General features: G+C 64.3%; 17 protein-coding genes. 10 read left to right on the top strand and 7 right to left on the bottom strand.

The genetic code is table 11. The annotated features are described in order from the left end of the window. The first annotated feature begins 117 nt into the window (after positions 1–117). Entirely contained in the window at positions 118–2277 is a 2160-nt protein-coding gene (locus tag RI444_RS19575; protein ID WP_207605855.1) for a cytochrome c oxidase assembly protein, read from the top strand. Continuing rightward, a complete protein-coding gene (locus RI444_RS19570) occupies positions 2277–4262 on the top strand; it encodes an NHL domain-containing thioredoxin family protein (RefSeq protein ID WP_062098311.1) in 1986 nt (661 codons plus the stop codon). Before RI444_RS19575 ends, RI444_RS19570 begins: the two co-directional genes overlap by 1 nt. Before the next feature lie 105 nt (positions 4263–4367). Here the strand turns inward: RI444_RS19570 and RI444_RS19565 are convergent, their stop codons facing one another. The 4 genes from RI444_RS19565 to RI444_RS19550 form a co-directional block, all read right to left on the bottom strand. Next, positions 4368–5360, bottom strand: a complete 993-nt coding sequence (locus RI444_RS19565) for a hypothetical protein (RefSeq protein ID WP_164888699.1) — start codon at positions 5358–5360, stop codon at positions 4368–4370. Positions 5361–5548: 188 nt separating this feature from the next. Further along, positions 5549–7276 (bottom strand): helicase HerA-like domain-containing protein, encoded by a 1728-nt coding sequence (locus tag RI444_RS19560; protein WP_021474189.1) that lies wholly within the window; start codon positions 7274–7276, stop codon positions 5549–5551. Positions 7277–7285: 9 nt separating this feature from the next. After that, complete coding sequence (locus RI444_RS19555) at positions 7286–7804, bottom strand: GNAT family N-acetyltransferase (RefSeq protein ID WP_207605442.1); 519 nt, start codon at positions 7802–7804, stop codon at positions 7286–7288. A gap of 69 nt (positions 7805–7873) precedes the next feature. Further along, a complete protein-coding gene (locus tag RI444_RS19550) occupies positions 7874–9823 on the bottom strand; it encodes an FAD/NAD(P)-binding protein (protein WP_207605443.1) in 1950 nt (649 codons plus the stop codon). Between the two features lie 287 nt (positions 9824–10110). On the opposite strand from RI444_RS19550, the gene RI444_RS19545 reads away from it, so the two are divergent. Genes RI444_RS19545 through RI444_RS19525 form a run of 5 tightly spaced genes read left to right on the top strand, consistent with a single transcriptional unit; the run spans position 10111 to position 15364 of the window. Further along, positions 10111–11079, top strand: coding sequence for an amino acid ABC transporter permease (locus tag RI444_RS19545; RefSeq protein ID WP_242703200.1), 969 nt, complete (start codon positions 10111–10113; stop codon positions 11077–11079). Further along, a complete protein-coding gene (locus RI444_RS19540; RefSeq protein ID WP_021474185.1) occupies positions 11076–11933 on the top strand; it encodes an amino acid ABC transporter ATP-binding protein in 858 nt (285 codons plus the stop codon). The genes RI444_RS19545 and RI444_RS19540 overlap by 4 nt, the downstream gene beginning before the upstream one ends. An 11-nt stretch (positions 11934–11944) precedes the next feature. After that, positions 11945–12919, top strand: coding sequence for an ABC transporter substrate-binding protein (locus RI444_RS19535; RefSeq protein WP_021474184.1), 975 nt, complete (start codon positions 11945–11947; stop codon positions 12917–12919). 24 nt (positions 12920–12943) lie between these two features. After that, the gene (locus RI444_RS19530; protein WP_071416090.1) at positions 12944–14011 is read left to right on the top strand and encodes an LLM class flavin-dependent oxidoreductase; all 1068 of its coding nucleotides are present in this window, start codon (positions 12944–12946) and stop codon (positions 14009–14011) included. A 9-nt stretch (positions 14012–14020) separates the two neighbouring features. Next, positions 14021–15364 (top strand): NtaA/DmoA family FMN-dependent monooxygenase, encoded by a 1344-nt coding sequence (locus RI444_RS19525; RefSeq protein ID WP_021474182.1) that lies wholly within the window; start codon positions 14021–14023, stop codon positions 15362–15364. A 229-nt stretch (positions 15365–15593) separates the two neighbouring features. Here the strand turns inward: RI444_RS19525 and RI444_RS19520 are convergent, their stop codons facing one another. Next, on the bottom strand, positions 15594–16829 hold the full coding sequence (locus RI444_RS19520) for an FG-GAP repeat domain-containing protein (protein ID WP_021474180.1): 1236 nt from the start codon (positions 16827–16829) through the stop codon (positions 15594–15596). Positions 16830–17029: 200 nt separating this feature from the next. Between RI444_RS19520 and RI444_RS19515 the strand changes: the two genes are divergently transcribed. After that, the gene (locus RI444_RS19515) at positions 17030–17959 is read left to right on the top strand and encodes a threonine/serine dehydratase (RefSeq protein ID WP_207605444.1); all 930 of its coding nucleotides are present in this window, start codon (positions 17030–17032) and stop codon (positions 17957–17959) included. An 11-nt stretch (positions 17960–17970) separates the two neighbouring features. On the opposite strand, the gene RI444_RS19510 is transcribed toward RI444_RS19515, so the two are convergent. Together RI444_RS19510 and RI444_RS19505 are read right to left on the bottom strand one after the other, a co-directional pair. Beyond that, the gene (locus tag RI444_RS19510; protein ID WP_021474178.1) at positions 17971–18387 is read right to left on the bottom strand and encodes a DUF302 domain-containing protein; all 417 of its coding nucleotides are present in this window, start codon (positions 18385–18387) and stop codon (positions 17971–17973) included. 47 nt (positions 18388–18434) lie between these two features. Beyond that, entirely contained in the window at positions 18435–18692 is a 258-nt protein-coding gene (locus RI444_RS19505; RefSeq protein WP_062098293.1) for a metal-sensitive transcriptional regulator, read from the bottom strand. A gap of 127 nt (positions 18693–18819) precedes the next feature. On the opposite strand from RI444_RS19505, the gene RI444_RS19500 reads away from it, so the two are divergent. Both RI444_RS19500 and RI444_RS19495 read left to right on the top strand, forming a co-directional pair. Continuing rightward, positions 18820–19440, top strand: a complete 621-nt coding sequence (locus RI444_RS19500; RefSeq protein WP_207605445.1) for a rhodanese-like domain-containing protein — start codon at positions 18820–18822, stop codon at positions 19438–19440. Further along, positions 19440–20339 carry a sulfite exporter TauE/SafE family protein gene (locus RI444_RS19495; RefSeq protein ID WP_021474175.1) on the top strand — a complete coding sequence of 300 codons (900 nt, stop codon included), beginning with the start codon at positions 19440–19442 and terminating at the stop codon, positions 20337–20339. Before RI444_RS19500 ends, RI444_RS19495 begins: the two co-directional genes overlap by 1 nt. Positions 20340–20359 lie beyond the last annotated feature (20 nt).

Raw genomic sequence — 20359 nt, 5'->3', positions numbered from 1 at the left:
GTGCCATTAGCCAGAAGCTCCGCCACTGTCCCTTCGCCGAATCCCAAACCGGGAGCGCGGGAAGGCGCCTCAGGCGTGGGCATTTCCGTACCGTGGCAACTGGCTGGTCTGGCAATCATGCTTTTGGCCCTCGCCGCGGCACTCATCTTCTCCGGCGCGGCAGCCGCTCGCCAGGTCTCGGATCCTGGGGCCTTGGTGCGCTGGGGACTTCCTGTGGCCAAAGCACTTCACAACGTCTCCGTGGCAGCCGTCATCGGTGGCCTGATTTTTGCGGTGGGCGTCCTGCCGAAGAGCATCAAGCCGTCCAGGTCACGAGCACGCGACGAGGTGGAGCCGCCTGAGCACCCCGCATTTACCCGTGCGCTGGCTGTAGCCGCGGGTGCAGGAGCGCTGTGGACGCTTTCGGCTGTAGCTGTCTTGGTTCTGACATACGCTGACGTTGCTGGCCAAGGTATCTCGGGGGACGCGGAGTTCACCCGTGCGCTGGTTTACTTCATGACTGACATCGAAACCGGCAAGGCATGGCTCGCGGTGACCATCATCGCTGCCGTAGCCACAACCGCACTTTTTGGAGTGCGGTCACTGACTGGACTGGCGTTCACGCTACTTCTAGCGCTCGTCGGCTTGGTCCCTCCAGCCCTCATTGGCCACTCCTCCAGCTCCAGCGACCATGAGGGCGCCATCAACTCGCTGGGACTGCACTTGGTAGGTGTTGCCACCTGGGTGGGTGGCATCATCATGCTCGCTGTCCTGTCCGGCCTGCTGACGGGTCAGCGAAGCAACGCGAGCACAGACATCACTGAGCCGACGCTTCGACGTTTTTCCTCGCTCGCCGGCTTCGCTTTCGTCTTGGTGTTCGCATCAGGTGTCATCAACGCCGCCATCCGCGTGACCAGCCCGGGTGATCTCTTCGGTTCGCCTTACGGCCAACTGATCATCGCGAAGGCGCTGGCCACGCTGGTGCTCGGGGGCATTGGCTTCATGCATCGGCAGTGGGTAATACCCCAGTTGGGGAAGGGCACCATGTCCGCCCGCCGGGTGCTGTGGCAACTCGTTTTGGTGGAGCTACTGGTGATGGGCGCGACGTCGGGACTCGCCGTTGCGCTTGGACGTTCCGCCCCGCCGCAGCCCACCACGTATTCGCCTGATGCTTCTCCGGCATTCATCCTGTCCGGCTACGAGGTACCGCCGGAGCTTACCCCCGAGCGGTGGCTGACAGAGTGGCGCTTCGACTGGCTGTGGGTAGGTGTGGCGCTCTTTGGTGCTGTTTCCTACATCATGGGCGTCCTCAAGCTGCGCAGACGGGGTGACAGCTGGCCTGTATTGCGCACCGTCCCCTGGTTGGTTGGACTGGTTGTCCTCACCTATATAACTTCCGGTCCGCCGGCCGTCTATGGGCGCGTGTTGTTCTCCGCGCACATGGTGGACCACATGGCACTGACCATGGTTGCCCCGATCTTCCTTGTCCTCGGGGCCCCTGTGACGTTGGCCCTTCGCGCGCTTCCTTCCCGTGGAGAGGGAGCGCATGGCTCGAGGGGCCTGCGCGAGTGGCTGCTGTTGTTCGTCCACTCAAAGTTCTCCCAAGTGGTTACGCACCCCCTTTTCGCTGCCGCAAATTTCGCCGGCTCCATTGTGCTGTTCTACTACTCGGATCTTTTCGGCTTCGCCATGCGCGAGCACGTGGGCCATGAGCTCATGAACCTCCACTTCCTCCTCACCGGTTACATCTTTGTTCTGAGCATGATTGGCAGCGACCCCCTTCCTCGACGGGCGCCTTACCCCATGCGACTGCTACTGCTCCTGGCAACCATGGGCTTTCACGCCTTCTTCGGTGTGGCGATCATGGGCGGCACGGGTCTTCTGGCCGCCGATTACTTCGGCAACCTCGGCCGCACGTGGGGACCGTCGGCTATCGCAGACCAGCAGTTGGGCGGTGCCGTTGCCTGGGGCATTGGAGAAGTTCCGACGCTTCTGGTGGCCATCGGTGTGGCCGTCATGTGGTCACGTTCCGACGCGCGGGAGACGAAACGGGTAGACCGTGCAGCCGACAGGAATAACGACGCCGATCTCAGTGCTTACAACGATATGTTTGCCCGGCTCGCCGAACGGGACGCAAAGTTGTCCGACCGCCGTACTCCCGCGGCCAGCCAAGGTAGCGAGGCCACTATGGGCAAGGGAATGAGCAGTGGCAATGATGGGCAGCGAGGCAAGCAATCCGCGCCCATTGAAGACGCACCCGGGCACAACGAACCAAACACCAAGCTGGAAGGACGCTGATGAGCGAAACCGTACGCACCCAACTGCGGGTCCGGGCCTCCGAACTGGAGGGCCGCGGCTGGCTCAACACAGGCGGCAAGTCCTTGGACTTGGAATCCCTGCGCGGCAAGATCGTGTTGCTGGACTTCTGGACGTTCTGCTGCATCAACTGCCTGCACGTCCTGGATGAGCTTCGGCCATTGGAGGAGAAGTACTCCGACGTTCTTGTAACAGTGGGCGTGCATTCGCCGAAGTTCGAACACGAAGCCGATCCCGTTGCCTTGGCGTCAGCCGTTGAACGGTATGAGATCCACCATCCGGTCCTGGATGACCCGGAGCTGGCCACCTGGAAGGCGTACACCGCACGTGCGTGGCCGACCCTCGTGGTGATCGACCCCGAGGGCTACATTGTGGCCCACCTTTCGGGAGAGGGACACGCAGGGGGGCTTGGCGTCCTCCTGGAGGAACTCGTCGCTGAGCACGAGGCCAAGGGCACGCTCCACCGCGGCAACGGACCATACGTGGCGCCCGAGCCGACGTCGGGCACCCTGCGGTTCCCTGGCAAGGCCACCCAACTTGGGAACGGCAACTACCTTGTTGTCGATTCCGGTCACCATCGTTTGGTTGAGTTGCGCCCCGATTTCGAGACCGTAGACAGGCTTATTGGATCCGGAACCAAAGGCCATGCCGACGGCACTGGGGACGTTGCGCAATTCAATGAGCCGCAGGGCGTGGCAGTGCTGCCTGCTGAGCTGGCAACCGCAGTCGGATATGACGTGGTGGTTGCGGACACGGTCAACCACCGGCTCCGGGGTGTTGATCTTGGCACCGGAGAAGTCAGGACTGTGGCCGGAAACGGCATTCAACGACTGCTCGACGCCGGCCCGGCCCGGGTTACGGAGTCCGGCGCCGGTGAATGGTCCGAACCCCGTAATGAACACCACGACGGCGGCCCGGCGGACTTTGCCGCCGATGCAGTGGACGTGGGGGTACTTGGGCTCGGGACCGGCGTTTCCTTGTCTTCGCCCTGGGACGTTGCCTGGAGCGAGAAGCTGCAGCGGGTTGTGATTGCCATGGCCGGCACACACCAGATTTTTGCTTTCGAACCGAAGTCGGGCGAAGTGTCGATCCTTGCAGGATCCGGGCTTGAAGGTTTGCTGGATGGCCCCGCGGAAGAGGCTTGGTTCGCGCAGCCGTCCGGTTTGGTGATCGACCAGGATCAGAACATTTGGGTAGCGGACTCGGAAACCTCCGCGCTCCGGCGTTTGGTAGTGGGCGATTCCGGCGTGACCGTGGAGACCGCGATCGGCAAGGGCCTCTTTGACTTCGGGTTCAGGGACGGCGAGGCAGCCGAGGCACGCTTGCAGCATCCTCTGGGTGTGACGGTCCTGCCGGATGGCTCCATAGCGATCGCTGACACCTACAACGGTGCCGTTCGCCGGTATGACCCCACGAGCACCAACGTGTCCACCTTGGCACGTGGCCTGGCCGAGCCAAGCGATGTAGTAGTGGTCAACCACGAGGACGGCGAACCTTTGCTGGTGGTGGTTGAGTCGAACAAGCACCAGCTTGTCCTGGTACCGATCCCCAAGGAAGCCCAGCAGGTAGATGAGGGCGCGTCGCAGACGCACCGGCCCAAGAGCCCTGTTGCCCCAGGGCACTTGGAGCTCACAGTGCGGTTCACGGCTCCAACGGGGCAGAAGCTCGACGATCGTTGGGGTGATCCGACGCAGCTGAAGATCTCCTCTACTCCGCCGGAACTGCTTGTCTCCGGTGGCGGTACGTCGGTGGGGCTCCTGCGTACCCTCGAATTGTCTTCGGACGTGCCTGAGGGCGTCTTGCACATCACTGCTCGAGCGGCAGCTTGTGACGGACCCGAAACGGAGGACGGCGAGATCCCGGATCACGCAGCCTGCCATCTGTATCAGCAGGACTGGGGAATCCCCGTGGTCCTGGAAGCTGACGGCGACTCGGAGCTTGTGCTGGACCTCCGCGGAATGGACTAACCGCGAGGGCACGCGTCGGCGGCTGGAAGAACAGCCGCTGGCGCGGTCAGCGGCGCCACCTGCACCGACGCCACCCACACTGGCGCAGGACGCGATACCCGGCCTCTAGAAGCTCAGCAGGGGCGTGACGGTCACTGTGTTGCCGTCCGTATCCAGCTGGGTGGTAAAGCTGAAGTCGTGTTCAACGTTGAGATCGTTGACGTAGCCCGTGAAGAGGTTGATTTCCCGGGCTGTCAGCCGGGCTTTGCCGTTGAGGGGGGCCACTACCCACTTGCCGCCGAACGGTTCGATAGTGATCTTCGGGTATTCCGTGATTTCCCATTTGATGGTCCCGTCTACCACGCGGGCGTTGCTGGCGTGATAGAAGGGGCAGTCCGGCTGGAGTCGCTGCTGCTCAGTCGCCTCTGCGGCACAGGTGTCCAGGAATTCGCGGACCTTGCCTGCCACGGCTTCATCCATGGACTTGGTGGACCGGGTTTGCAGGTTCAGCGGGGCCGTTCCGCCGTCGCGGTTTGAGACGAGGGCCGACGTCGGAGGAGCTTCAAAGAAAGTGCCGTTGAGGCTGGCCTCGTACTTGCCGGGATAGAAGACGGCAAACGTGTTGTGCCCGTTGGGCATATTGACCGGCACTCCATTAAGGGCTGCCTCGCTGGCGTTCACCACGGTCACCTCGATGGTGGGTAACGTGGTGGGGACGAAGGCCCATTTGCCGAAAAACAGCCACTGGGTACCAGTGCGTTCCAGCAGGAACTCGCTATGGAGGCGGCTGCCGTCCAACGAGTAGTCCACCGGTACAGCGACCCGGTTTCCGCCACGGGATTGCGCGTTGCCGATCTTGATATCCGACAATGCGGATGCCGCGGTTTGCAGGGCTGTGCCGTCCAGCATGGCGGCGTTGGCCTTCGGGACCTTCGCGCGCAGCAGACCAAGGGCCTGTTCGCCCTCGCCCTTCTGCAGAGCCTCAAAGTATTCCCGTACAGGCTGCTGCGGGCTCGCCACGGACTGGCTTACCAGGTTGATGCACACCACGGCGCCGGCGGCAGCAAGCATCAGACCGAGCAGCCATCCGGCTGCGGTCTTGACCAACGCTTGACTCACCTGCACGCCCTTTACGTTACCCGCCGCCGCGCGATTAGCTGCGCAGCAAGACCGTAAGGTGACTTAGCAAGATCCTCAAAGAAATCCACGACGGCGGTACGTTGCCCCACCAGACCGGCCACCCGCCGTCGGGCGCTGACCCGCCCGAACCGGTCACCCGCCGTCGTTACGACGCAGGACAACAAGCCCTAACGGCGACGACGCTTGGACGACGTACCGAAGACGCCCCGGATCAGGTCGCGTCCCAGCTGTGTCCCCATAGAACGGACCATGCTCTTTAGTCCGCCACCCAACGCGCCGCCAAGCGCACCGGCCAGGTCACCAAACATGCCGGTGTCCTGCTGGGACGTTCCTGGCGCGGAGGGTGCAGGAGGCTCGGGGTAGGACGGTGAAGGCGAAGGGGCGGGGCGGGAACTGGGGCGGCCGAGGATTTCCTCCTCGATGCGCCGGGCTTCGGCGTCGATGTCGGCTTGGGAGGGCACGGACCCACCCGATGCTTCCGAGGCGCTATCCAAAGACGGCCCTGGCGCGCCCCCCGAAGCCGGAGAGCCTGTGGGCACTGGCGCCGCCCCACTCAGTTTCTCGTACGCCGAGACGTTGTCCACGGCGGTGCCATACTTGGCCAACAGCGATGAAGCCCCAACCGTACTGCGGATGAGGTCCTCGGCGCTGGGACCCATGACTGACTCGGGTGCGCGGAGCCTGGTCAGGGCCACGGGCGTGGGTGCGCCCTTCTCATTCATCACGGTGATGACTGCCTCGCCGATTCCCGCGGAGGTGAGGGTTTCTTCGAGGTCGTAGTCGCTGACGGGGAACGTGGACACCGTGGCCTTCAGGGCCTTGGCGTCTTCCGGGGTGAAGGCGCGCAACGCATGCTGCACACGGTTGGCCAACTGTCCCAACACGTCTGCGGGTACGTCCTTGGGGGTCTGGGTGACGAAGAAAATGCCGACGCCCTTGGAACGGATGAGCCTGACTGTTGTGGTGATCGCCTCAAGGAAGGCCTTGGAAGCATCGTTGAACAGCAGGTGCGCCTCGTCCAGGAAGAACACGAGCTTGGGCTTGTCCAGGTCGCCGGCTTCGGGAAGGTCTTCGAAGAGGTCGGCGAGCAGCCACATGAGGAACGTAGAGAAGAGAAGCGGCTTGGTCTGCAGGGTGGGCAGTTCGAGGCAGCTGATGACGCCGCGGCCGTCGGGGGCTGTGCGGAGGAGTTCGGCTGTGTCGAACTCGGGTTCGCCGAAGAACTTCTCCATGCCCTGCGCTTCCAGGGACACCAGCTCGCGCAGGATGACGCCGGCCGTGGCCTTGGACAGCCCGCCCAACTCGGCCAGCTGGGGCTTGCCTTCATCCGAGGTGAGGAACTGGATGACGGCCCGCAGGTCCTTGAGGTCGATGAGTTCGAGGTTGTTCTTGTCGGCGAAGTGGAAGATCAGCTGGAGGCTGGATTCCTGGGTGTCGTTCAGGTCCATGATGCGCGAGAGCAGGATAGGCCCGAAAGAGGTAATGGTGGCCCGCACGGGAATGCCGTTGCCGTCACCGCCCAGCGACAGGAACTCAACGGGAAAGTTCTTTGCCGACCAGTCCTGCCCAAGGGCCGACGTCCGGGCGCTCAGCTTCTCGCTGGCCGTTGCCGGCGTCGCCAGTCCCGAGAGGTCGCCCTTGATGTCAGCGAGGAAAACCGGAACACCCGCCGTCGACAGTTGCTCCGCAATCATGTGGAGCGTGACGGTCTTGCCTGTGCCGGTGGCGCCGGCCACCAGCCCGTGACGGTTCATCATCGCTAACGGAAGGCGGACCTGCGCTTCCTTGTGGACTTCACCGTCCACGATTGCGGCACCCAGCTCGATGGTGGCACCTTGCAGGGTGTACCCCTGCTGGATGGTGGCGAGTTTTTCGGCAGTGGTTTTCGTGGCCATGCGGATAGCTTAGCGGTGCGCCACAAGATCCTTGCTGAAGGCCAAATGCTTGATTTCCTCGGGATCCGCTGCGAGATCGAAGAGAGCGGTGTAGTCCGTGGCGAGGTACAGGTTCCTGGCTTCGGGCTGGCGCGGCCCGGTAGTCAGGTAGAGCTTGGTGTAGCCACGGCGCAGGGCTTCAGCTTCCAACTCGGCCAGCACGCGGCGGGCCAGGCCACGCCGTCGGTGCGCCGAGTGGGTCCAGATGCGCTTCAGCTCGGCGGTGTCGGCGTCGTAGCGGCGGAACGCTCCACCGGCTACGGATTCGCCGTCTTCCTGGATGATGATCAGCGCCCCGTGCGGTGCGGCGAATTCCTCCGCCGGGTACCTGCTGAGTTCCTCGGAGGCTCCCTTGCTGCTGAACAGGTCCCCGTAGCGGGTGTCATATTCGACGGCGAGCTCATCCAGGAGCGGCCGGACGCGGGGATCGTCCATGGCGAGGCTGAGGACGGAAAGGCCCGACGTCGGCAGGGTTGGCGGTGCGGTCATGGCTTACCTTTCGTGGTGGGCACCCAAGTAGGTGACAGTTGTGCGCGTTTTGCGGGCTCAGAACGCGCATTAATGCGACCTAGTTGGGAGGGACGGGAGGGACGGAAGGGGGGTGGCCAGCGTGTGAAGGATGCGGCGGGCCAGGGCGTCGTTCTCGCGGAACGGCGCCGCGTTGGTGTTCGGCCGGGCAAACGCACCTGCGCCCCAGCCTGACGTCCATGGACCCACTGCAAACAACCCATGCTGTGGTGTTCCAACAGGAGAAAGGACCTCATGATTTCCGGAGACCAGAAGTTTCCCTGTCGAATGCGCACCGTCCAAGGTGAGCAGCCTCTGTTCGGTGCCCAGTCCGGCGTCGTGCAGGTTCAGGAGGGCAGGGTTCGCGGAACGCTCCACGGAGGCCGAAGGCAGGCGTGCCTCGATGTACGCGGAGGCCTCCACCAGGACCGGTGACTGGAAGGATCCGGCAACAAAGCGGCCGGTTGGTTCGTCGGCGCGGACCCACATGCCCGGTCCCAGGAATTGCAGGTACCCGGCCCGGTGCAAGGCAAGCATTTCCTGCAGTCGGTGTGCCGGAGGGCCGGAATCGACGAAGCTGAAGAAGCCGTGCCACCAGCCGTGGATTGCCTGCTGCGATCGGGCGTTGAGCCGTTCCTGCGGCACCAGGCGGCCCAAGTCCATGTAGACGAACAGCAGGGCCATGAACAGGGCAAGCGTCTCCGAATGGTCGAGGCTGGTCCGCAGTGCCAGGTCGCGTTGGATGTAGGCGGCCACGGACCGCTGCACCGCCTCATGGGAATCGAACGCGCAACCGCTGAAGGGCTGGTCCAGCGACTCAAGGTCCAGGCGCACGGCGGGATCCGGGACGGCAGAGGCCACAAGCTGCTCCCGCCCGGAGCTATACCAGTCGAGGGCATCGAAGGGCGCCTCGAAGTCCGCCCAAGCGCCACGAACCCGCTCAGGGTAGCCGGTGAACAGTTCACGGTAATAGGCGTAGCCCGCATCCTTGGCGATGAGCGGCCAGAGGTGGGTACGGAAGTCGAGCTCGTCGTGTTCGGCCAGCAACGCTTCAACAGCAGCAGCCGTGAAGTACCGCGGCCGCTCCACCGGACTGCGCAACGACGAGGAGATTTTGGAATGGTAGGGCACACCCCGGCGTGAACCGGCCCAGACCCGTGGCTCGGCGCCCGAAGGCACATATTCGAGGACGCCGTCGGGCCTTTCCTCGAAGCGGCCGCCGCGGCCCTCGAACAACAGCACCAACAGGTCCACGAAGGCCAGCCCCATCCCGGAGACGATGACGTCCTGGCCGGCTTCAATGGGGGAGTAGTCCACATCCGTTGTGTACGACGGCGGCGCGTAGTAGCCGCCGTGCGCGGCCGCGAATCCGGCCAGCCGGGTCGCTTCCGGATGCGCCTGCGAATCGGTGTGGCCCAGGGCGTACACCACGACGTCGGCACGCACCTCGGCGCCGGAGGCCAACCGCACGAGGTGCGTACCGGCGTCGGGATGCCCGGGCAGCGGCCCCGCGGCCCGTTCGACGGCGGTGGCCACATCGCGGTGGACGGTGACGGTGACGTCCGGCCCGAGCGAGGAAACCGCCCGGCGGAAGAACCACTCGAGGTACTTGCTTTGGAGTTGCCTCGTGGGGAAGGACGCGGGGGTCAGGGAACGGAGCTGTTCCAGGATGTGCTGCTCGAAGACCGGCACATCACGGATACTGCCGTCCAGTACGCCGGCTGCCCAGGTGGCGAGGGCCGGGCCGTCCAGCGGCGGTCCGTCACAGGCCACGGAAGAGTCGGTGAACATTGTGACGTCGGCGGCCGTGGAGTTCATCAGCAGGCCGGGATCCTGGTGATAACGCCAGATGCGTCCTGAGCCAGGTTCATGCGGCTCAACGACGTGGATCTGCAGGGGGCCTTCGAACAAGGCGGGACGGCTGGCCGCCAGCCTTTCCAACACGCCGGCCGTGCGCGGGCCGCCGCCAATAAAGACGATGGCGGGAACTCGTGACGGCATGCGGTCTCCTGATCTGCGGTGGTTGGTAAGGCCAATGTAGGGAGCCTGTGGTGCCCGGGTCGAGGCGCCGGTAACCGCCGTTCACCACGCGTCATTCAGCGTTAACCGAGGAAAACAAAACGACTCAAATGGCTCCGGTTGAACTCATTGATGACGCCGAAAGAAGCCTTTTGAAGCCGCAATAAGTCCCGTGAAGAAGTACAAAAATCCGAATTGCCGGTGGATAAATTCCGCCCCTAGATTTGCAGCAATCCGATAGGCAAATCCCAACTGAAATGAGGTGGCGCATGAGTGCAGCCGCACCGCCCGCCACGGCGGACGAGGCCCTTCGGCCCGCCGTCGACTACTCCGACTACAAGCTGGTCCCGGCAAAGCATCCGTGGCGCTGGGTGGGCACCGTGGCGGTCGCCCTGGGCGTCACCGCCATAGCGTGGTCCCTGCTGACCAACCCGCGCTGGGAATGGGGAGTGGTTGCCCAATGGTTCACTGCCCAGTCCGTGGTGGCAGGGTTGGTGGAAACCCTCAAGCTGACCGCCATCTCCGGCATCCTTGGCTTCGTTCTCGGGTTCATCCTCGCCTTGATGCGTCTCTCATCCTCACCGCTGCTGGTCTCCGTATCCTGGACGTTCTCCTGGATCTTCCGATCCACTCCGCTCCTGGTCCAGCTACTCCTTTGGTACAACCTCGGCTACCTCTACGAGAAGATCAGCCTGGGCATCCCGTTCACGGATGTCCGCTTCTTCGAAGCCCAGACCACCACGTTGATCAGCCAGTTCGCGGCAGCCGTCCTAGGCCTCACCCTGAACCAGGCGGCCTACTCCGCCGAAATCATCCGCGGCGGCATCCTGTCCGTCGACCAAGGCCAACTGGAAGCCGCAGCCGCCTTGGGCATCCCGGCCTGGAAGCGTTCCACCAGGATCGTCCTCCCGCAGGCAATGCGGGCCATCCTGCCCACGGCCTTCAACGAGATCATCGGCCTGGTCAAGGGAACGTCGATCGTCTACGTCCTGGCCTACTCCGAGCTGTTCTACACGGTGCAGGTGATCTACAACCGGACCCAACAGGTGCTGCCCCTGCTCCTTGTGGCAACGCTCTGGTACGTGGTGATTACTTCCGTGCTCAGCATCTTCCAGTACTACGTGGAACGGCACTTCTCCAAGGGCGCACTGCGGAACCTGCCGCTCACGCCGCTGCAAAAGGCCCGCAAGTTCTTCGCCAGCCACGCTCCCGCCTCTCCCAGCAAGGACGCCCGATGAGCATCATCACCGCACGCAAAGAATCGACGACGGCGGCAACACCTGCCGCTGCCGGCCCGGCCAGCACGGTGGCCACCAAAGGACAGGTGGACATCCACAACATTCGGAAGTCCTTCGGCAACACCGAAGTGCTCCAGGGTGTTTCACTGTCCGTGCCGCCTGGCGGAGTGACAGTGATCGTCGGCCCGTCCGGCTCCGGTAAGTCCACGCTGCTGCGAACCATCAACCACTTGGAAAAGGTTGACGGCGGCTTCATCACCATCGACGGTGAATTGGTGGGCTACCAGGCCCGGGGGAACAAGCTGCACGAGCTGCGCGGGAAGGACATCCTCAAACAACGCACCAACGTTGGCATGGTGTTCCAGAACTTCAACCTGTTTCCCCACCTCACGGCCTTGGAAAACGTGGCCGAAGCGCCGATCGTGGCACAGAAGCGCTCCAAAGCCGAGGCCCGGAAGCGCGGGCTGGAACTCCTGGACCGTGTGGGTTTGAAGGACAGGGCCGACGCGTATCCCCGCCAGCTTTCCGGAGGCCAGCAGCAGCGTGTTGCGATCGCCCGGGCGCTCGCGCTCGAACCGAAGATCCTGCTCTTCGACGAGCCCACCTCCGCATTGGACCCCGAACTCGTCAACGAGGTCCTGGACGTCATCCGCGAACTGGCCACGTCCGGCACCACGTTGATCGTGGTCACGCACGAGATGGGATTCGCCCGGGACGTAGCGGACACCGTGGTGTTCATTGACCAAGGCCGGATCATCGAGTCCGGCGCCCCGCAGGACATCTTCAGCAACCCACGCGAAGAACGCACCCGCAGTTTCTTCTCCAAAGTCATCGAACCCGCCTTCAACATCTAGGAATCTCCCCAATGCTTCGCACCACCACAGCCAAATTCCTGGCACTCGCCGTCCTCCCCGCCGTCGTACTTCCGGCGCTCGCCGGGTGCTCCGATCCTGGAGCGTCGGCAGCCAAGCCCGAATCCGAAACCGCCAAGAACGGCGTCGTCTACAACACCTCAGTGGAGCAGAACCGCATCCGCGTTGAGAAAGATGCCACCGCCGCGGCCACCGTCCCGGCAGCCATTTCCAAGGACGGCAAGCTGACGGTTGCCACAACCGCGGGGTCCGTCCCGTTGTCCTTCCACGCCACGGACGACAAGACCCCGATCGGCGTGGAGATCGATCTCGCACAGCTGGTGGCAGACAAACTGGGACTCGAGCTGGACCTGCAGGTGACATCGTGGGAGAACTGGCCGCTCAAGACCCAGTCCGGCGATTTCGAAGCCGTCTTCTCCAACGTGGGCATCAACGCCGCCCGGGTGAAGCTGTTCGACTTCTCCACATACAGGGCCGCTTACATGGGCTTCGAAGCGAAGAAGAGCGCCAGCTACGACATCAAGGGTACCGACGACATTTCCGGCTTGAAGGTTTCCGTGGGCTCGGGCACCAACCAGGAAAAGATCCTCCTGGCCTGGAACAAGGAACTCGAGGAGAAGGGCAAAGCCCCTGCCACCCTGCAGTACTACTCCTCGGACGCAGACACCATCCTTGCGCTCTCCTCAGGACGCACCGACCTGAACCTCGCCCCTTACCCGTCCGTGACCTACCGCGAGAACACCCGGGACGACCTCAAACTGGTGGGCAAGGTCAACGCCGGCTGGCCGTCCGAAACCCTGGTTGCCGCGACGACGTTGAAGGGCAACGGCTTGGCGCCCGCCATCACCGACGCCTTGAACTCCACCATCAAGGACGGCTCCTACGCGAAGGTCCTGGAACGCTGGGGCCTCTCCGAAGAAGCAGTGCCGGAGTCCAAAACCGTCTCGGAAACAAGCTTCGGCAAATAGACCCTACGAACGTCAGGACCAGAAGTGAGTACCCAAGATAACAAGGCCGGTTTCCTGGCCATAGAGCTTGACGGCGCCGGCTGGGACGGAGGCACGTTCGGCAGCCTTGCCGGGGCGGTCCTCGCCGTCGAGGCGGCCGGATTCCATGTGGCAACCTTCAAGGACGCTCCGGAGCCGGGCCGGACGAACGCCCTGCAGCGTGCCGCCTACGCAGGGCCTGTCACGCGGACCATCGCACTGGCCCCGGAAGTGGACACCGTTTACACCGAGCCGTTCCACATCGCCACTCAGCTCGCGAGCTTGGACTACGTCTCCGGCGGCCGTGCCGGATGGATCGTCACCGCAGCCGAATCACCCGCGGCCGCTGCCGCCGTCGGGCGTTCCGCAGTCAGAGGCAACGCGCTGGTCCACGAGGCCGCTGCGTCCATTGAGGTCGGGCGCCGTCTCTGGGACTCCTGGGAAGACGACGCGGTGATCAGGGACGTTGCCACCGGACGCTACATCGACGTCGACAAGCTGCACTACGTGGACTTCGAAACCCCGGCCGATTTCGCGGGCACACCGTATTCCGTCAAGGGCCCCTCCATCATCCCCAGGCCGCTGCAGGGCCAGCTTCCCGTGCTGGCATCGGCGTCGCTGGTTGGCGGCGGTGTTCCGGTGGAATCTGTTGACGCAGTGCTGGTCACGGCTCCCACGTCCGAACTGCTGGTGGCCGGGGTTCGCGACGCGCGGGAACGCCTTGGGGCGGTGGCTGTGGTGGCCGAACTCGGCGTCGTCCTTGATTCCCGCGGTGAGCCGGCTGCTGCGCGGGCAGTGCCGGAAACCGGCCGCGCGCAATTTGCAGGCACCGCCGCGGAACTCACCGGGTACCTTCACGGACTGCTGTTGGAGGCCGACGGCGTTCGGCTGCACCCGGGCGACCTGGCGCGGGAACTCGATGAACTCTCCCGGCTGGTCCTGCCGGAACTCCGCCACCGGGGTTCGCTGCGTGCTCCGGTCCAGGACGGCACCTTCCGCGGGTTGCTGGGCTTGGAACGGCCCGCAAACCGCTACTCGACCTCAACCACCGCCAGCGCTGCTGCTGGAAAGTAAGGGAACAGCATGACACGGGATATCTTCAAGCCCAGCGGTCGGATCCAGTTCGGCATCTTCTTCCAAGGCGTCAACTCCGGCACGATCTGGAAGGCCGCCGAATCCGGTTCGCAGACCGATTTCGAATCCTTCCGCAGGATCGTTCAGACCGCCGAACGGGGAAAGTTCGCGGCGTTCTTCCTTGGGGAAGGCCTGCGGCTGCGGGAGCACTTGGGGCGTCCGCACGCCCTCGATGTGGTGGGCCGGCCGGATGCGCAGACCATGCTCGCGGCTTTGGCTTCGGTGACCACCAACATCGGCCTGGTTGCCACGCAGAACACCACCTACAACGATCCCGCAGACCTGGCGCACAGGCTGTCCTCGCTGGACCTGATCTCCGGGGGCCGCGCTGCGTGGAACGTCGTCACGACGGACAACGCCTGGACGGGCGCCAACTTCCGCCGGGGCGGATACCTGGACCACGCGGACCGGTACAGGCATGCTGAAGCGTTCGTGGAGACCGCCAAACGCATCTGGGATTCGTGGGAGACGCCGTCCGGTCCCGCGCACCGTGTCCTTCACCAGGGGCAGCACTACACTGTGGACGTCACACCGCGGTTGCCGCGTAGTCCGCAGTACCGTCCGGTGCTCTTCCAAGCCGGTGATTCACCCGAGGGCCGCGATTTCGCTGCACGCCAAGCAGACGTGATCTTCTCTGCGCACCCTAAATTCGACGATGCCGTGGAATTCCGCCGGGACATTGTTTCCCGCTCAGTGGCTGCCGGCCGCGGCGCCAACGCGGTCCGGATCATGCCGGCCAGCGAGTTCATCCTCGCCGCTACAGACCAGGAGGCACGGGAGAAGAAGGACTGGGTGCGGAGCCTCCAGATCGGTCCGCAGCAGGCCATTGCCTATCTGGAACAGTTCTGGGGACGTGAGCTTTCCGCGTACGATCCGGACGGCCCGCTGCCTGACATTGATCCCGTGGTGGAAGAGACCTCGGAAACCCGCGGCAGCGGCTTCCATGGCGCCAAGGCCCGCCAGTTGGCGGATCAGTGGCGTGCGGAAGCCAAGGACAAGGGCCTATCCATCCGCCAGTTCGTCACGTCCAGGACGGCTCGGATCGACTCCACCTTTACCGGCTCGTACAACGCGGTGGCCGATCACCTGGCCCAATACGCGCGGGTTGGAGCGGTGGACGGTTTCAATATCTCCCCCTGGCTCATCCCCACCGGCCTGGATGACATCGTGAACCACCTGGTCCCGGAGCTCCAGGAACGCGGCGTCTACCCCACGGAGTACCGCGGCAGCACCCTGCGGGAGAACCTTGGGTTGGAAACGCCGGTTCGTTTGAGCCAGCAGGTGAGCGTCTGATGAAGAGCCTGCTTGATTTTGCTGGATCATTCTTCGGGCGTCTGGGCGGAACCGGTTATTGGCGCGGTGTTGCCCCGGCGGATGCCCGAATGATCCAGCAAAATTGTGCGGCCTCCTCACAGGGCACCGTTCGGCTGGAACTGGCCGTGTGGGAGCAGCCCCTGTAGCTTCCCTTGGCTCGTTCGGCTCGCTGAGAGGAGTTCGGCTCGCTGAGAGGAGTTCGGCTCGCTCAGAGGAGTTCGCGGAACACGTTCCACCCTGCCCCGACCGGGCCGTAAGGCCCCCAGAGGACCCCGGTTGATGCGCCGGTGGAGTAGGTCATGAGATCCCCGTTGCCGTTGACAGCGAACAAGTTGTTGTACTGCTGGTGTCCGAAACTGCCCAGCCCTGCAATATCGGAAAAGGCACCCCAACCGCCGCTGAGCATTGCCGAGGACTCCCAGCCACCCGTGCCGTCGGCCCGGTAGATGGAGAGGTATCCATTGCGGTCCCGTGCGAAGACCTCCACGGGACCGTCCCCGTTCATGTCACCGCCGGTGATGATCTTGTCCATGATCTGCCAGCCTTGGCCCACCTTGCTGCGGGGTTTCCAGCCGCCGGCTCCGTCGCCGGGGTAAAGATAAAGGTCGCCGGCAGCATCGCGGGCCAGGACGTCGTTGTAACCGTCCCCGTCAAAATCTCCAGGACCAACAATCGAGTCGAAGATGTTCCAGCCTTGACCAACCTGGCGGCGGTCAAGCCAGCCCCCGTTGCCATCGCCCGGGTAGAGATACAGGTTGCCTGCGGCGTCGGTTGCGAGGAGGTCGTTGTAGCCGTCGCCGTCAAAGTCACCCGGCGAGAACACGATTCCCATAGCGTCCCAGCCCTGGCCTGTCTGGCGGGGTTCGTCCCACTCTCCGAAGTACCGCGGGCAGGCACCCTCGCAACTGCCGGGAACGTATGTATACGTCCGGGGGTAGAGGATCAACCTGCCATCCGCCGTGCGCCCGAGGGGTTCGAAGTTCCCGCGTCCCGTCCAACCCATGGCCCTCGAGGATGCCTTGACCGGTGCCGTGCCGGGGCTCACCCGCGTGGCATCAGGGCAATTGGGTTCTTCGGGCGTTGAAGGGTGGACCCTGAGCGAAATCCGGTGACCGAAGTCCGCCGGGGTGAGCTGAAGGACTTCGCCCTGACGTTCGGGCGGTAGGGGTACCCCGTCCTGGAGCCACTCCGCCCTGTACCCGTTGGGGGTGGTGCCGTCCGGGTTCTTGCAGCCCGCATAGTCGTAGTCGTATTGCTTCCGCAGCTCCGCGCCGACGTAGGGGACTCCGTCGATGACTGCCGTGGGGCCAACTGAAGGGGTCTGAACGTCAGGTGCGGACGTTACTTTCGGTGCTGCCGTCGCTGGGGGCGCACCCATCAGGGCCACACCTACCGCCAGTGCCGTTGCTGCGTATGCTGCCTTGCGCGTGCCAAAGATCCCCATTGTTTCCCCCCGGAAGCCAGCATCGATAGTGCGTGGGTCTCTGCTGAGGCTACCTCACTCGCGGGGATCTTGGGCAGGTTCCTTACCTCTGGGCGGGGACTCCGCCGAATATTGCGTGGACTGATGAATAACTGGAGGGCCGCATCCGCGATGCCCGCGGTCCCGATCGTAGGATGAGACCCAACGAAAGGGGCAGTCGGATGGTCACTCGCAAACAGGTTGAGGAAGCGTATTCCCGGACGGCCGCTTGGGTCCGCCACACCCCGATGGCGGCGAGCGGCAATGAAGGGACGTACCCGCTGTGGTTTAAGTGTGAGTACATGCAGCACACGGGTTCGTTCAAGGCCCGTGGTGCTTTCAACAGGCTGCTCACTGCCCGGGAGAACGGGGAGCTCAACCCCGAGGTCGGGGTGGTTGTTGCCTCCGGCGGCAATGCGGGCCTGGCAAATGCCTACGCCGCTGCGAAGTTGGGTGTTCCCGCCACGGTGTTCGTCCCGGAGTCCGCTCCCGCCAACAAGGTCCACAAGCTGTACGCAATCGGAGCAAGGGTGGTTCAAGGCGGATCCGAATATGCCGAGGCTTATGCTGCGGCGGTCGCCTTCGCTGCAGAAAGCGGCGCCGTTTACTGCCATGCCTATGACCAGCCGGAGATTGTGGCGGGCGCCGGTGGTGTGGGCCTTGAAGTGATGGAGCAACTGCCCGACGTCGACACCATCCTCGTCGCTGTCGGCGGCGGCGGGTTGATGGGTGGCATAGCGGCCTCTACCGAGGGGCGGGCCCGGGTTGTAGGAGTTGAGCCGGAAACAGTGCCTACACTCCATAGCGCATTGGCACACGGCGAGCCCGTGGACGTACCGGTTTCAGGCATTGCAGCCGATTCCCTGGGTGCCCGCAGGCTGGGGGAGATCGGCTTCGGGGTTGCCCGCAGGACGGGCGTGCAGAGCGTGCTGGTCACGGACCAGTACATCATCGAGGCCCGCCGCAGGCTATGGGAAGGGCATCGAATCGTCGTTGAGCATGGGGCAGCGGCTGCGTACGCGGCCCTGCTCTCCGGGGCTTATGCCCCGGGCGCTGGTGAGAAGGTCGCCGTCGTGCTGTGCGGAGCGAACACGGATCCGGCGCATTTCTAGCCCGGTCTCTCTTAGTTGGCCGCTTCGCTGAGGTCCGCGAGTGCTTGACGGAGGCGGGTGCCGGCGTCGTCAGCCACTTCCTTGACCGATGGGGCGTCGCTGAGTTGGACCATGGTTTGCGGGTCGATGGCCTCGACCGTGGTGGTGTCTGCGTCCTTGGCGCGGCGCACCACGACGTTGCACGGGAGCAATGCCCCCATCTGAGGCTCTGCGGCGAGGGCGCGGCTGGCCAGGGCGGGGTTGCAGGCGCCGAGAATGACATAGTCCCCGACGGCGTCGGCGGCTTCGGCTCCGAGCTTCTTCTCGAAGGTGGCGCGGACGTCGATTTCGGTCAGGATTCCGAAGCCCTGCTCAGCCAGGGCGTCCCGGGTCTTCTCGACAACATCAGTCCAGGGGAGGGCAACGGTCGCGGCGAGGGTGTACGTCATGGTTCTCCTTGGGTAGGGCCGGGCAGGGGATTGTCGGAAGGAAGGGTTCAGGCCAGGGAGAGGAAGAGTTTCTCCAGGTCCTTGGTGTCCATGCTTGCGTCCTTTTGGACGATGCACTGCTCCAATCCGGTGGCGATGATGGCGAAGCCCGCGCGGTCCAATGCCTTGGATACTGCCGCCAGTTGGGTGACGACGTCCTTGCAGTCCCGGCCTTCTTCGAGCATCCGGGTGACGGCCGCGAGCTGGCCTTGGGCGCGCTTTAGCCGGTTGATGACGGGGGTCAGTTCGGTGGGATTCAGTTCCATGGGTACTCCAAAGTAATGCGGTTTCTTGGACCCAGCCTATACCCCCTAGGGTGTTTTGACTACCCCGGGGGGTATCTGTAATACTCGGTGGGGTATTCACCTGTTCACTCGAATCGAGAGGCTATTCATGACTTCCCCTTCCGCGGCATCCGCTGTTACCGCCCTTGCTCCTGAGGCGCTGCAGTCCTGGATCAAGGAGCATCAGGACCTCGTGGTCATCGACGTCCGCTCCGCTGCCGAATTTGAGTCCATGCACATCCGCGGCTCCTACAACGTGCCTCTGTCGCTGCTGTCCGAGCACACCGACGAGCTCGCCGCCCGGCTTGGCTCCCGGGTGGTCCTGGTCTGCCAGTCCGGCGTCCGCGCCGAGCAGGCCCGCCAGCGCCTTGCCAAGTCCGGGATTGACACCGCGTACGTCCTCACGGGCGGGGCTCCGGGGTACGCCGCCGCCGGCGGCGACGTGGTCAAGGGCAAGGACCGCTGGGACCTTGAACGCCAGGTGCGCCTGGTGGCCGGCTCCCTGGTGGTGCTGGGCCTGGCCGGCGGTAAGTTCATTTCTCCCAAGATCCGGACCCTCGCGGGCGTTATCGGCACCGGGCTGACCTTCTCTGCTGCGACCAACACCTGCGCCATGGGCAAGGCCATCTCCGCGATGCCGTGGAACAAGGCCGCCAAGGAGCCCACCCGCGAAAGCGCCATCCTGGCCCTGCCCGCCGCCGGCAGCAAGAGCACGGAAGCCGCAGCCTGATGAGCCTCACCCTGCTCCTGGTCCTGGCCCTGTCGGTGGTCATCGGGCTCTCGCTGGGAGTCCTGGGCGGTGGCGGGTCGATCCTGACCGTGCCAATCCTGGTCTACGTGGCGGGATTCGAGGCCAAGGAAGCCATCGCGGCGTCCCTGTTCGTCGTCGGCGTTACTTCGGTGGTCAGCGTGATCAGCCACGCCCGCAAGGGCAGGGTGATGTGGCGGACCGGACTGATCTTCGGTGCCGCCGGCATGGCGGGTGCGTTTGTTGGCGGCCTCCTCGGCGGTCACATCCCCGGCCAGATACTGCTCATCGCCTTCGCCATCATGATGGTGGCCACCTCGCTGGCCATGCTGCGTGGGCGGAAGAAAAAGAACGACGGCGGAGCGGCGCCTGTCAAGCACGAGTTGCCCCTTGGCAGGGTGCTGCTGGACGGCGCCGTCGTCGGTCTCGTGACCGGCCTGGTCGGCGCGGGCGGCGGTTTCCTCGTGGTGCCGGCGCTGGCGCTGCTGGGTGGCCTGCCGATGGCGGTGGCCGTGGGAACGTCCCTGGTGGTCATTGCCATGAAGTCCTTTGCAGGCCTCGCGGGCTACCTCACTACCGTCCAGCTGGACTGGGGCATCACCCTCGGGGTGACCGTCGCGGCCATCGTGGGCTCATTGATCGGCGCCAAACTCGCCGGGCGCATCCCGGAGACGGCCCTGCGCAAGGCTTTCGGCTGGTTCGTCCTGGCCATGGGTACCTTCGTCCTGATCCAGCAGGCCCCCGCCGGAATGCAGTGGCCCATCGCCGCCGGTGTCGCGGGGCTCACCGCGGTAACCGCAGGCATCTGTTGGTTCTTCGTGAGCTCCTGCCCGCTCCGGAACCGCGGCCGCCGCAGTACCGATGTCCCGTCGCCCGTCTGACCCGGGCACCACAGAAAGGA

Origin of the sequence: Paenarthrobacter sp. AT5, from assembly GCF_032764245.1 — a bacterium.
Lineage (GTDB): Bacteria > Actinomycetota > Actinomycetes > Actinomycetales > Micrococcaceae > Arthrobacter > Arthrobacter ureafaciens.
This window is presented reverse-complemented; position numbering and strand designations above follow the sequence as displayed.